We start from the raw sequence: 13824 nt of genomic DNA on the forward strand, positions 1-13824 counted from the left end.
TAAATGACTGACAAAACTGTACTCGTCGTAGGAACCTACGATACCAAGAATGACGAGCTGGAATACATGGTGGAGCGCATCCGCAGCATGGGCGGCGGGACGTTGAGCATGGATATTTCGGTGCTGGGCGATCCTGAGAAACTTGTCGACTATTCAAAGCATGATGTTGCTGAGGCGGGTGGCAGCACGATTCAGGCGGCAATCGACAGCGGTGACGAAAATACCGCGATGCAGATCATGGCCGAAGGAGCCAGCACGCTTGCGCGCAAGCTTTTCGAAGAGGGAAAGTTTGATGGCGTGGTGATCCTGGGCGGAACGATGGGTACAGATGCCGCGCTCGATATATGCCAGGCGTTGCCGCTTGGCGTGCCCAAATATGTAGTGTCCACAGTGTCTTTTTCGCCTCTGATCGAGCCACAGCGCTTGTCGGCGGATATTCAGATGATCCTCTGGGCCGGGGGGCTTTACGGTCTAAACTCGGTCTGTAAATCCTCATTGAGCCAAGCGGCCGGTGCCGTACTCGGCGCGGCGCGCGCCGTTGAGCCGCCCAAGGGGGACAGGCCCACAGTCGGCATGACGTCGCTTGGTTCATCCTGTCTGAAATATATGAAAGCCCTCAAGCCTGCGCTTGAGGAACGCGGTTTTGAAGTGGCCATATTCCATGCCACAGGTATGGGAGGCATGGCCTACGAAAGCATCGCGCGCAATGGTGGGTTTGCTTGCGTAATGGATTTTGCGCTGCCTGAACTTGGCAACCTACTGGCTGGTTCGGTGATCAACGGCGGTGACGATCGAATGCTGAATGCGGGGCGCGCCGGTATTCCGCAGATCATCGCGCCGGGCTGTCTTGATCTGATCGACTTCGCCGGTTGGCAGGATATTCCCGAACAGTACCAGGATCGCCCGTTCCATGCACATAACCGGTTGATCAAGTCGTCCGGTCTGAACGCCGAAGAACGACGCGAGACTGCACGAGAGATGGCAAAGCGTCTGAAAGCCTCAGATACGCCTGCGCATGTTGTTCTTACGAATGGAGGCATCGAGGAATGGGACCGTGAAGGTCAGGAGGCACATGATCCCGAAGCCTTTGCCGAGTTTTGCGATGAGATGCGCAAGAAAATGGTGGACCCAATCCTGTTTACTGAACTCGATTGCCATATCAACGACCAGGCCTTTGCCGACAAAGTGCTGGAGATCTTTGATGGCTGGGTCGCCGACGGCACCATCAAATAAGAGAGGCACACGGAATGGCAGACCGAGATCCACGCTACGACATCCTGTTTGAGCCGGTAAAGATTGGACCAGTTACCGCACCGAACCGATTCTTTTCAGTTCCGCACGCCACCGGGCATAGCCCGCTGATGCCAAACGGCTCCATCGGGATTCGCGAGATGAAGGCCGAAGGCGGATGGGGCGTGATTTCCATGCAGGTGGCGGAAATTGACCCATCCTCGGACATTTCCAATCTTCCGATGGAGAAGCTCTGGGACGACACGGATGTGAAATCCCACGCAATGATGGTGGAACGGGTCAAGAAGCATGGTGCCATTACCGCCGTAGAGCTTGCCCATACCGGCATCCGCGCACGCAACATGGACACCGGCACACCCGTGTTGGGGCCGTCTTCACAACGTATCCTGAAGCCACAAAACCCAATTCAGTCCAAGGCGATGGACAAAGCTGACATCAAGGCGTTCCGGGACAGTCATCGCCGCGCGGTGCAGCGTGCAAAACAGGCGGGCTATGACATGGTCTATGTCTACGCAGCCCATGATGCAGCGTTGGTCTGGCATTTCCTGAACCCGATTTATAACAAACGCACTGATGAATATGGCGGATCGTTTCAAAACCGCCTTCGTCTTTTGCGCGAAGTTCTGTTGGACACAATGGAGGAAGCCGCCGGTGAGGTGGCCGTCGCCGTCCGCATTCCGGCACATGATTTCAAATCCGGAAGCCCGCTTACATACGATAACGAAGCACGCGCCGTGATCGAGAGTCTTGCAGAGGTTCCCGACCTTTGGGATGTCAACGTCGCCAGTTGGCCACGCGACAGTGGCACATCGCGCTTTGACGATGAGGGTCATCAGGAAAAATACACTTCCTACGTCAAGCAGGTGACAACGAAACCCGTGGTGGGTGTCGGGCGCTATACATCGGCGGATGCCATGGTCAGCCTGATCAAGAAAGGCGTCTTTGATCTGATCGGTGCCTCGCGGCCCTCGATTGCTGATCCGTTTCTGCCCAACAAGATCAAGGAAGGTCGGATCGACGACATCCGCGAGTGCATCGGGTGCAATATCTGTGTCTCAGCGGACGCGTATTCGGTTCCGTTGATGTGCACGCAGAACCCCACCATCAGCCAGGAATGGCGTCGTGGTTGGCATCCGGAAAACATCCCGCAAGCTCCGCACCGCGAGAACACGCTGATAATAGGATCCGGGCCATCGGGTCTGGAATGCGCCCTGACCCTCGCCCGGGCCGGGCACGAAGTGACTGTTGCCGAACGCGCCTCCGAATTCGGTGGGCGCGTCCTGAAAGAAAGCGCACTCAAGGGGCTCGCAGCTTGGGGCCGGGTTAAGGACTATCGGTTGTATCAATTGCAGCAGATGGGCAACGTGTCCCTTTACGCCGAGAGTGATATCGCCGTCGGAGACGTAGCCGATTTCCAAGCCGACAACATCGTCGTGGCCACTGGCGCCACGTGGCGCGGCGACGGGGCAGGGGCCAATGCGTTCGGCGGGGTCGACGGGTTCGACGGAAACGCGAAAACGCCAGATGACGTGATGGCCGGCGCCGATTTCGATGGCCCCATAGTCATTTATGACGACGATCACTATTACATGGGCAACGTGCTGGCGGGGCATCTCGCGGCGAAGGGTCACGAGGTACATCTCGTCTGCCCGCTGCCCTCCATCGCGGAATGGATGGGGTATACGCTGGAAAGCCCGCGCGTGCTGGACGAGATGGTCGCACTCGGCGTTGAAATGTATCCAAACACGACCGCCAAAAGCTGGTCCGGATCATCGTTGGAAGTCATGCGCTCGGACACTGGCCAGGCCCTGCCCGCCGTCGCAGCGAAGCACCTGGTCACCGTCGGCGCTCGGCAACCGCAAGACAGCTTGCTGACCAAGTTGAAAGAGGTGGACGAGTTGCGCGGCAAGATTTCCGGCATCGGCGATTGCCTGGCCCCGGGAATTATTCAGGCCGCAGTGTTCTCAGGCCACGCAGAGGCGCGTCGTTTGATTGGTGATGTGCCCAGCACAGGCATTTACAAGCGCGAGACTCCTGTCCTGTTTGACAGGTAATTCGCGAAATTGGCGGCGAGACCTTCTCCCATTCTCGCCGCCAAATTAGCAAAGAGCGAGAAAACAGTGTTTGCAATGATGCGCTCGACACCACCTCGTCATTCGGTCGATATCATTCCAGTGAACTGAGCAAAGAGTAGACTAATGTCACTGGTGCAATATTGACATCGTTGGTGCGTTTGTTACGTTGTGCTCTGTTCTCAAATATCGGCCGAACGTATGAAAACAGTCGACAAAGCTCTCTCCGTTCTGGACCAGTTCTCAATGGAGAACACAGAAATCGGATTAAGTCAGCTGTCCAGAATGGCAGATCTCGACAAAGCTGCAACACGCCGACTGCTTGTTGCGCTCTCCAAACATGGGTTCATCGAACAGGCTGCAGATACGCGAAAGTACCGATTGGGACACGGTTTCCTGCGTCTTGCCAGGATTCGCGAAGCAACGGTTCCAATTGTGCGCGCCGCACAGGAGGTCGCAGACTGGATGGTTGAGGAGGCAAATGAGACAGTTCACGTCAGCATCCCGGGTGCGCAGGGTATGACAACGATCGCGCATCGCCTTCCGAGACGCGGCAACGTCATCAATATTATCCCGTCTCAAGTCCTGTTTTATCATGCAACGGCGTCCGGACTGGCATTTCTCGCCTTTGCGAGTGATGAAACTGCCAACAAAATCCTGAAGCTGAAGCGCGAGAAAATGACAGGTGCCACTGTTACGTCAAAGACGGAGCTTCAAAAAATGGCCGCGAAGTTCAAAGATCAGGGTTATTCCCAAACCAAAAACTCCTTTGAAATCGACGTCGCGAGTATAGCGATGCCCTTCTTTCAGGATGCAACTGATCCTGCGGGATCAATTGCCATAGCTCTTCCAAAAAACGATCTTACCGATTCACGTCGCGACGAACTTTTGCCTTTGCTACTTGAGGGCGTTTCAAGGATGGAAACTGCACTGACGGGGTTGGGTTCTGTTGCAAAGTCATAGTCCGGCTTGCGTTGCGAAGTTTCTTGCGGGGCGAAGGTGTCACACCGCACCCACAAGTTGAGCAGTCCGTTCCGCAATTTGACGTAACAGACAGGCTCGGTGCGTGAGTTGACTTTTGAGGATCATGTTGTTCAAGTAATTCCCTCACCATCTCGTTTAGGACCTGGCAGCCAAATCCCTTTGGCATCTTGTTGATGGCCTTGATGCCTGTGATGTTGGCGCCACTCTTGCCCCTTCAGGCAGTTAGTGAAGATTGCAAGCTGACGTTCGCAAGTTTCAAAGCCCCCTTCGGCGAGGGCATCACCGAAGACCTTTGGGCTGAAGTTTACGTCAACGAAGAAGGTCAATGGGACAGGCGCCTTGTGCCGGTCGCCATCGAGGACAAACCCTTTTTCATCAACAGCCGTGCGCGGGCAACTCCGCCACGCCCGTTCTAAATCGGATCAGGTATTCCCAATGACCAAGATGAAACCGAATACATTTGCAAACGAACCGAGCCCGGACACCTTGAACGAGTGGGATCGCACGCATCAGCTGCACCCTTGGATGGCAATGGACGACTGGCGCGGCTACGACAACATGCTGATGGAGACCGCCAACGGTATTCATCTGTGGGATGCGACGGGAAAGCGCTATATCGACGGCCCCGGCGGCATGTGGTGCACCCAGATCGACTATGGCCGTCAGGAGATGGCCGATGTCATTGCCGCACAGGTGATGAAGCTGCCCTATACATCTCCGTTCACCAACACCACTGAACCATCGGCGGTTCTGGCCAAGAAGATTTCCGATATGGCGCCGGGCGATCTGAACAATGTCTTTTTCACCACCGGCGGCTCGACGGCGGTGGATACGGCGCTGCGGATCATGCAGTATATGAACAACCGACGCGGTAAGCCGAAAAAGAAAAAGATCATCGCGCGTGAGAAGGACTATCACGGGTCGACTTATCTGGCCCATTCGGTGACCGGTAAGGAACGCGACCAAAGCCATTTCGATTTTGAAACTTGGCTGGTGCATTTTCTGCCCGACGTGAATCCTTACCGCCGCCCTGCGGGCATGAGCGTCGAGGACTGGTGCGATGCCAAGGTCGCGGATCTGGAGGTCGCCATTGCAGAGATCGGCGCGGACAATATTGGCGCCTTCATTGCAGAGCCGATCCTCTCCTCCGGAGGCGTCATCGTACCTGCGCCGGGCTACCACAAACGGACCTGGGACCTCTGCCGTGCCAATGACATCCACTATATCTCCGACGAGGTTGTGACCGGATTTGGCCGGCTGGGTCATTGGTTTGCTTCCGAGGAGGTCTTCGGTATCCAGCCCGACATGATCACCTGCGCCAAGGGTCTGACCTCGGGCTATCTGCCACTGGGCGCATGCATCATTTCCGACCGGGTTATGGAACAGATGAGTCACCTAGGTAACCCGTCTTCCTACACAAACGGGTACACTTATTCGGGTCATCCTGTCTCGTGCGTTGCAGCGCTTAAAAACATCGAGATTATCGAGCGCGAGGGTATCCTGGAGCATGTCCGCGCCGTCACTCCGCATTTCCAGACACGCCTGCGCGAGTTAATGAAGTTTGATATCGTCGGCGATGCCCGGGGCAAGGGTCTGCTGGGTTGTATCGAATGCCGGGCGGAGGATCTGGAAGCCGAGCGCAGGCTTGGCGCGATGATTGATGCCGCCTGCGAGGAAATGGGCCTGATCGTGCGCCCGCTGATCAACATGGCTGTCTTCTCGCCGCCGCTGATCATCACTTTGGAGCAGATCGACGAAATGTTCGACATCCTGGAACGTGCCATCCAGCAGGTGGAAGGCGGATTGGCCAAGGGGAGCGTCACATAGAGTTCAATCAAAAATGAGCCCAAACCATAGTGAAGCCCAGTCCACTCCTCCTCTTGTCGCTAGCGATGAAGTCGAATGTGCACCGCGGCGGTGCGAGGATGTGGGTGTATGCATAGTTGTTCTCCAAAAGCGCGGGTTCCGTAAGGCACAGAAAATCCCATTGGCGCTGAACTTCGCTCAGTCCGTGTTGTTCAATTAATTCCATAACCTATTGCGCGATCCCCATGGCTGGGCGTAACCATAAGTAACTGGACATCAAATCGACGAGCGGCAGGGCGTCGTCCGACACGGCCGACGTAATTGCGACCCAGAGCCCCGCCAATGCCGCGGCCAGCCAGAAAGGTGCAATATGAGCAACGATGTTCGCCCGCTTTCCCTGAATGTACCCGAGCCGGGTTGCCGTCCGGGCGATACGCCGGATTTCTCGGATTTCGAAATTCCCCGTGCCGGAGCGGTCGGGCGCCCGCCTGTGGATGTCGATCCGGACGAGATACGTGATATGGCCTTCTCCATTGTGCGGGTCCTCAACAAAGAGGGCGAAGCAGTCGGCGAATGGGCCGGAGCGCTGAGCGTTGATGAGCTTCGCGAAGGTCTGCGCCACATGCTCACCCTGCGAGCGTTCGATGCACGTATGCTGACGGCGCAACGACAGGGCAAGACCAGCTTTTACATGCAGCATCTGGGCGAAGAGGCCGTATCCTGCGCGTTCAGCCGCGCGATGCAGCCCGGCGACATGAACTTTCCGACCTATCGGCAGGCGGGACTTCTGATCGCGCGCGACTATCCCATGGTCACGATGATGAACCAGATATTCTCCAATGCCGAGGACCCGCTGCACGGGCGGCAACTGCCGATCATGTATTCCTCGAAAGAGCACGGGTTCTTTTCGATTTCGGGCAATTTAGGCACGCAATTCGTGCAATCCGTCGGCTGGGCCATGGCATCGGCGATTTCCGGGGACACCAGGATTGCGGCGGGTTGGATCGGGGACGGTTCGACCGCTGAGAGTGATTTCCACGCAGCCATGGTTTTTGCGTCGACCTACAAGGCGCCGGTCGTCCTGAACATCGTCAACAATCAGTGGGCGATCTCAACCTTTCAGGGCATCGCGCGCGGTGGGGTTGGAACGTTTGCCGCGCGCGGCCACGGGTTCGGCATCGCGTCGGTTCGGGTCGACGGGAACGACTATCTGGCCGTGCACGCCGTGGCCAAATGGGCCTGCGAACGCGCGCGCTTTGGTCATGGTCCGACCCTGATCGAACATGTGACCTATCGCGCGGGCGGGCACTCGACCTCTGATGATCCGTCGGCCTATCGTTCCCGGCGCGAGGCCGCAGCCTGGCCCCTGGGGGATCCGATTGAGCGGCTGAAGCAGCACCTGATCACAATCGGCGAATGGAGCGAAGAACGCCACGCGCAGGCCGAGGCCGAAGTGATGGACGAGGTGATCGCCGCGCAGAAAACGGCCGAGGCCGTTGGGACACTCGCCTCCGGTAAACAACCTTCGCCGCGGGACATGTTCGAAGGTGTCTATGAAACCATGCCGCCCCATCTGATCCGGCAGCGTCAGGAAGCGGGGTTCTGATTATGGCGCGGATGACCATGATCGAAGCGGTGCGTGAAGCCCATGACGTTGCCATGGCAGCCGACGAGCGCGTGGTCGTATTTGGTGAGGATGTCGGCTATTTCGGTGGCGTGTTCCGTTGCACTGCCGGATTGCAGGCAAAATATGGAACCTCCCGCTGTTTTGACGCACCGATCAACGAGGCCGGGATCGTTGGCTCTGCCATTGGCATGGCGGCATACGGGCTGAAACCGGTGATCGAAATTCAGTTCGCCGACTACGTCTATCCCGCCTTTGACCAAATCGTCTCCGAGGCCGCGCGTTTGCGCCATCGGTCGAACGGCGATTTCACCTGCCCCATCGTGATCCGTATGCCCACAGGTGGCGGTATTTTTGGCGGCCAGACCCATAGTCAAAGCCCCGAGGGTCTGTTTACCCATGTATCCGGACTGAAGGTGGCGATGCCGTCCAACCCCCGTGATGCAAAGGGCCTGCTATTGGCTGCCATCGCCGATCCAGACCCGGTGATCTTCCTGGAACCCAAGCGGCTCTATAACGGGCCGTTCGACGGGCACCATGAAAAACCGCTTGTCAGTTGGAAGGACCACCCGCTGGGGGATGTGCCTGACGGAGATGACATCGTGCCTCTGGGCAAGGCCGCTATCCGCCGGGAAGGCTCGGATGTCACGGTGCTGGCCTATGGCACGATGGTCTATGTTGCTCAAGCTGCGGCTACGGAATCCGGTATAGACGCCGAAGTCATAGATCTGCGCACGTTGATCCCGCTGGATCTGGATGCCATCACCGGGTCGGTCAAGAAAACCGGCCGCTGCGTGATCGTGCACGAGGCGACGCGCACCTCGGGATTTGGGGCCGAGTTGATGTCGCTGGTGCAAGAGAGCTGTTTTTACCACCTCGAAGCGCCCATGATCCGCGTGACCGGCTGGGATACTCCGTACCCGCACGCTCAGGAATGGGAGTACTTCCCGGGCCCCACACGCGTCGCCGAGGCGCTGAAAAAAGTCATGGAGGATTGATCCATGGGCGTGTTTGCAATCCGACTACCCGATGTGGGTGAAGGTATCGCCCAGGCGGAATTGACGGAATGGCATGTCAAACCGGGCGACATTGTCCGCGAAGACGACGTGCTTGCCGATGTCATGACCGACAAGGCCACGGTCGAGGTTCCGTCTTCAGTCTCGGGCAAGGTGCTGGAATTGGGTGGTGAGGTCGGTGAGATGGTTCCAATCGGCGCAGTGCTTATCCGGATCGAGGTCGAGGGGGAAGGCAACGAAAAAGAACGTCCCGAAACGCCTAAAGCCGCAGAGCCGGTCGAAGTCGTTGAAGACACGCCTGAAACAGTGGATGAGCAGGTGACGAAACCAGCCCCCACACCGGTGCAACGCAGCAATGGTACCAAGCCGCTGGCCTCGCCCTCTGTGCGCGCAAGGGCTCGGGAAGAGGGTGTCGATTTGCGGCAGGTTCCGGGTTCCGGCCCGGCAGGGCGGATCAGCCACGCCGATCTCGACAGCTGGATTGCCTCGGGCGATATCCGGCAAGGGGCCGTGACACGAGGTCGGAACACCGGCGTGGAAGAGGTGCGAGTGGTTGGCATGCGCCGCAAGATCGCCGAGAAAATGGCGACGTCGAACCGGCAGATCCCACACATAACCATCGTCGAAGAGGTCGAGATGTCGGCGCTTGAAGACCTGCGCGCCGCTTTGAACACCAAGTACAAGGATGAACGCCCCAAGTTGACGCTGCTGCCCTTCCTGATGCGGGCCATCGTTGAGGCAGTCCGCGAACAACCTGAGTTGAACGGGCGTTTTGATGACGAGACCGGAGTGATCCACCGCTATGGCGGTGTGCATATCGGGATCGCCACACAAACGCCAAATGGCCTGAATGTGCCGGTTGTGCATCATGCCGAGGCAGGCAGCCTTTGGGACAATGCCGCCGAAATTGCGCGATTGGCGGACGCCGCGCGTGACGGTTCGATAAAACGCGAAGATCTGAGCGGTGGGACAATCACGATCACCTCGCTTGGTCCGCTGGGAGCTGTCGCCACCACACCGATCATCAACCATCCTGAATTGGCCATTGTCGGCATCAACAAAATGCAAGTCCGGCCGGTCTGGGACGGTCAGCAGTTTCAACCGCGGACGATGATGAACATCTCCTGCTCGTTCGATCACCGGGTGATCGACGGCTGGGACGCCGCTGTTTTTGTGCAAAAGCTGAAATCCTTGCTGGAAAACCCGGCCATGCTGTTTGTCGAGGGCTAAATGTCAGATATCGAATGCAAACTTCTGATCATCGGAGCCGGTCCCGGGGGCTATGTGTGCGCCATTCGGGCCGGGCAGCTGGGCTTCGATACCGTGGTTGTAGACGAGAGCGAACCCGGGGGCACCTGCCTGAACGTGGGCTGCATCCCGTCCAAGGCGCTTATCCATGCGGCCGACGAGTTCCACAAAATCGCCCACGCATCCGAAGGCCCCTTGGGCATTTCAGTGGCGATACCGAAGATCGATTTGGCCAAAACGGTCGCCTGGAAGGACGGAATCGTAAAACGGCTGAACACGGGCGTATCGGGGTTGATGAAAAAGGTAGGCGTCCGGTTCGTCAGCGGCAGCGCGCGCTTCCTTGACGGCAAAACTGTCTCGGTCCGCCGCGGCGATGAAGAGCACACGATCAATGCCGAGTACATTGTGATCGCGTCCGGCTCGGCCCCTGTCGAGCTGCCGATTTTGCCTTTCGGTGGACAGATTTTGTCCTCGACCGACGCTCTGTCTTTGACTGAAGTACCACAAAGCCTTGCCGTTGTCGGCGGGGGTTACATCGGGTTGGAGCTGGGCACAGTTTTCGCCAAGCTGGGCACCAAAGTTACTGTGGTCGAAGCCGAAGATCACATCCTGCCGCTTTATGACATCGCCCTGACGCGCCCGGTGGCCAAACGGCTGGATGACTTGGGCGTGAGGATCATGACAGGTACAAGGGCACTGGGCTACGAAGAGGGCAGGTTGAAGACTGATCAAGACGATGTTGTGGCCGAGAAGGTTCTGGTGACGGTGGGTCGTCGTCCACGCACTGTTGGCATCGGTATTGAAGAACTTGCGCTGACTCAGGACGGGCCTTTCGTCAAAATCGATCGATTTTGCCAGACTTCTATGCGCGGTATTTATGCGATCGGTGATGTCACTGGGGAACCGATGCTGGCCCACCGTGCCATGTCGCAGGGTGAGATGGTGGCCGAACTTGTTGCAGGTCATACGGTCGAATGGGACAAGCGCGTTATTCCCGCAGTCTGCTTCACCGATCCCGAAGTTGTCACCTGCGGCGCACTACCGGACGAGGTCGAAGGTACCAGCTCGACCCTGTTCCCCTTTCAGGCCAGCGGCCGTGCCATGACCACCGAACGCGAAGACGGTTTCGTCCGCGTCGTTTGGCGCGACAGCGATCATGCGGTGGTTGGTATTCAGGCCGTTGGGGAGAACGTTTCGGAGTTGTCGGCAGCCTTTTCGCTGGCAATTGAAATGGGCGCCCGTCTGGAAGACATCAGCGCCACAATCCACGCACATCCGACCCGATCGGAAAGCCTGCAAGAAGCATGTTTGCGGGCTTTGGGCCACGCGCTGCATATTTGATTCGCTACAAGTGGTTGTTTTGCGGTTTGGCGCGAGACTGGCTCTGTTCCGTTACGACGGCCTCGTTTTTGGTGTTTCGCGATGTGTGAAGGGTTTGCAAAACTGAGGTAGGGGTCAGCGGAAAACGCATAGCTTTAATGCAAGATCAGCGGATGTTCGCCACTAAATCGTGATCAGTTGATCGTGATACGATCCGCCCTATTTTCGCCATGGTTGCTCCAGACGCTATTTCAGAATTTCTGGAGGTCCACTGATGTCAAAGGCAAACTCTCTCGAACGTCAGATGCTTGATCTGATTAATGCCGAGCGTACATCGCGCGGCCTAAATACCGTGCAGCTTGAAATGCGGTTGAATGACGCGGCCGAAGACCATAGTTCCTGGATGCTTGGTACGGGAACGTTTTCACATACCGGAAGTGGCGGGAGCTCTGCCACTCAACGCATTCGGGACTCTGGCTTTGTCCTGTCGGGTGCGTGGGGCACAGCTGAAAACATTGCCTGGCAAAGCCAGCGAGGCGCTCCTGGGTTAAGTGATGATGTGATTGATCTTCATAATTCGCTGATGAACAGTTCGGGCCACCGCGCCAACATTCTCAACCCCAACCTGCAGTATATTGGTATCGGCATCGAAACAGGTACGTTTCGGAGTTTTCCGGCGATCATGGTGACCCAGAATTTCGCGCGCACTTCGGCTGGGGTGCAGCTGGATACCGGCGGTGGTCCTGCCCCCGCGCCTGATGTACCGACGCCACCGGTGGAACCGCCTGCGGGTCCGGCGATCATTGTTGGATCGCCGGACACAGGACACAGAGCGAATCCTACAACATCGAGCGAACATTTCTCTTTCGAGGGTTACAATGGAATTCTCAGCGGTACCCCGACAGAGCTGAACAGAGATACAATCAGCAATATGGGGACTGGCAATAAACTGATCCTCGAAGGTGTTGAACCGGGCCGGTCAAATATCCGGTTTAATGGAAGTTCGGAACTCACTGTGGACACTGATGGTGATGGTGACGCGGACGTTACGATTTCGTTTGGCGGTGGGTACTCCGGTGGAGACTTCTTTGCCGTTGCTCGAGACGGAAACACCAACATCAGCTTCGCCAATTTCTTGCCAGCTCTGTCGGACGGCGCAAGGGTGGACAACAGCCGTATCAACGGGATCGTCAACAAAGAATTCCTTGCTGGTGACGGGGCAACCGATTTCCATATTTCCCTCAACAATATCGGGCATGCCGGGTACAATAACGCCCTGGGCGTGTACGATATTCTCGACAACGGAGAGATCGCGAACGTTCGGCTACTTTTTAATAATACAAATCACGACACTGGTGCGGTCACTATCAATGATGTGGCAGATGGTAGTCGACTCGGGTTTTTTGTGGTTCAGAATGCAGCTGATTGGGCCAACTCGCTCGCGAGCAGTGATGTGCTGGAGTTCCGATCAAGCAATGGTGGCGTTGCGGACGTCGACGACGATTATGATTTACTGTTGGCGATTAACGGGATCATAACGGAACTAAATGCATTTCATGCCGAAAAGGCTTCGCTGAATATCGATGACCACCAACACGCGCTTTCCGGCATTGCCGCCGGTGGTCACTCGATGCGCATTGGCTTTGAGGATCTGACGGGCGGCGGCGACCAAGACTACGAAGATGTCGTATTTTCGGTTTTGAGGGTAGAAGATGACGCGCTTTCCTTAATCTAAAATCACAATTATCGCATGAGGTTCGTTTTCTTGACCATAATGGCGGTTCGCTTCAGAGGAGAAGGCTCTGTTTGTGAAGCCACTGAGGTAGAGGTCCGGCCTCTAAGCCAGAACATAGAACTTTGACGTTGATTTCTTTAAGCGCCTAAGTGAGTGCTTCTGGCTCAATTGCGGACTCAGTCGCCTAGGTGTTTCTCCCGTACTCGGACACCACGCAGGCAGCAGTGCTCTCCAAAGATTCATTCAATCCAATAAACACGTTCATGCAGACAACCTTCTATTCTCAGGGGGTGAGGCGCATGTCCTTTTACGAGCCGGTAAACACCCTGATGTGTCTAACGGGAACCGGCGCTTCTCATCCGCAGTCAACGTATTTACCGACGGTAATGAGAGGCGCAGAGCTCCGTTTCCCGGGCGTCGAAATGGTGGCCTTCCCGAAGCGCACCGATGACGAGCCGGTCACCGAATGACAAGAGGGCAGGGCGACGCAAGCCGCCCTTTCTTCTGCTTCGGCTAGAGGCCGGACCACATATGCGCCACAGGTGGCGCGCGGTCCTAAGACCGGGCAGGGGCGCTGACCCTCTGCGATGCGGCAGCAGCCAAACCTGCCACACCCGCCGCGCAAGCGGCGGGAAACTGAGCGCGCTGAGGCGCGCGGAAGATGCCATACTGACCTTGAACGTGCCGGAATGTGACGGGCGCTGTTCGGGCAGCTCCCGCTTTGCGTGATTGCCCTGCGCCAGTCCACCGGCACCCACGCCTGCTGGC

General features: G+C 57.0%; 10 protein-coding genes and 1 pseudogene. 10 read left to right on the forward strand and 1 reads right to left on the reverse strand.

Annotated features, from left to right (window positions below; all coding sequences use genetic code 11):
• Positions 1–3: 3 nt before the first annotated feature.
• From AC2TEL_RS15365 to AC2TEL_RS15375, 3 genes are all read left to right on the forward strand, one after another.
• The gene (locus tag AC2TEL_RS15365; RefSeq protein WP_480905084.1) at positions 4–1233 is read left to right on the forward strand and encodes a Tm-1-like ATP-binding domain-containing protein; all 1230 of its coding nucleotides are present in this window, start codon (positions 4–6) and stop codon (positions 1231–1233) included.
• Positions 1234–1247: 14 nt separating this feature from the next.
• On the forward strand, positions 1248–3305 hold the full coding sequence (locus tag AC2TEL_RS15370; protein WP_480905087.1) for an oxidoreductase: 2058 nt from the start codon (positions 1248–1250) through the stop codon (positions 3303–3305).
• A 219-nt stretch (positions 3306–3524) separates the two neighbouring features.
• The gene (locus AC2TEL_RS15375) at positions 3525–4286 is read left to right on the forward strand and encodes an IclR family transcriptional regulator (RefSeq protein ID WP_480861596.1); all 762 of its coding nucleotides are present in this window, start codon (positions 3525–3527) and stop codon (positions 4284–4286) included.
• 120 nt (positions 4287–4406) lie between these two features.
• Here the strand turns inward: AC2TEL_RS15375 and AC2TEL_RS15380 are convergent.
• Positions 4407–4515, reverse strand: a pseudogene (locus AC2TEL_RS15380) (IS6 family transposase); the annotation flags it as partial.
• Here AC2TEL_RS15380 and AC2TEL_RS15385 point away from each other — a divergent pair.
• The 7 genes from AC2TEL_RS15385 to AC2TEL_RS15415 all read left to right on the forward strand — a co-directional run bounded on the left by AC2TEL_RS15385 (position 4499) and on the right by AC2TEL_RS15415 (position 13056).
• Complete coding sequence (locus tag AC2TEL_RS15385) at positions 4499–4723, forward strand: hypothetical protein (RefSeq protein ID WP_480905090.1); 225 nt, start codon at positions 4499–4501, stop codon at positions 4721–4723. The pseudogene AC2TEL_RS15380 and the gene AC2TEL_RS15385 overlap by 17 nt on opposite strands.
• Before the next feature lie 19 nt (positions 4724–4742).
• Entirely contained in the window at positions 4743–6134 is a 1392-nt protein-coding gene (locus AC2TEL_RS15390) for an aminotransferase (protein WP_480905093.1), read from the forward strand.
• 349 nt (positions 6135–6483) lie between these two features.
• Positions 6484–7719 carry a thiamine pyrophosphate-dependent enzyme gene (locus tag AC2TEL_RS15395; protein ID WP_480861602.1) on the forward strand — a complete coding sequence of 412 codons (1236 nt, stop codon included), beginning with the start codon at positions 6484–6486 and terminating at the stop codon, positions 7717–7719.
• 2 nt (positions 7720–7721) lie between these two features.
• Positions 7722–8735: an alpha-ketoacid dehydrogenase subunit beta gene (locus AC2TEL_RS15400; protein WP_480905096.1), complete on the forward strand. Its 1014-nt coding sequence runs from the start codon at positions 7722–7724 to the stop codon at positions 8733–8735.
• Between the two features lie 3 nt (positions 8736–8738).
• On the forward strand, positions 8739–9983 hold the full coding sequence (locus tag AC2TEL_RS15405) for a dihydrolipoamide acetyltransferase family protein (RefSeq protein ID WP_480841510.1): 1245 nt from the start codon (positions 8739–8741) through the stop codon (positions 9981–9983).
• A complete protein-coding gene (gene lpdA / locus AC2TEL_RS15410; RefSeq protein WP_480861608.1) occupies positions 9984–11342 on the forward strand; it encodes a dihydrolipoyl dehydrogenase in 1359 nt (452 codons plus the stop codon). It abuts the gene before it with no gap.
• Between the two features lie 253 nt (positions 11343–11595).
• Positions 11596–13056, forward strand: coding sequence for a CAP domain-containing protein (locus AC2TEL_RS15415; protein WP_480861610.1), 1461 nt, complete (start codon positions 11596–11598; stop codon positions 13054–13056).
• Positions 13057–13824: the final 768 nt, after the last annotated feature.

This window comes from Ruegeria sp. HKCCD9138 (assembly GCF_057220975.1).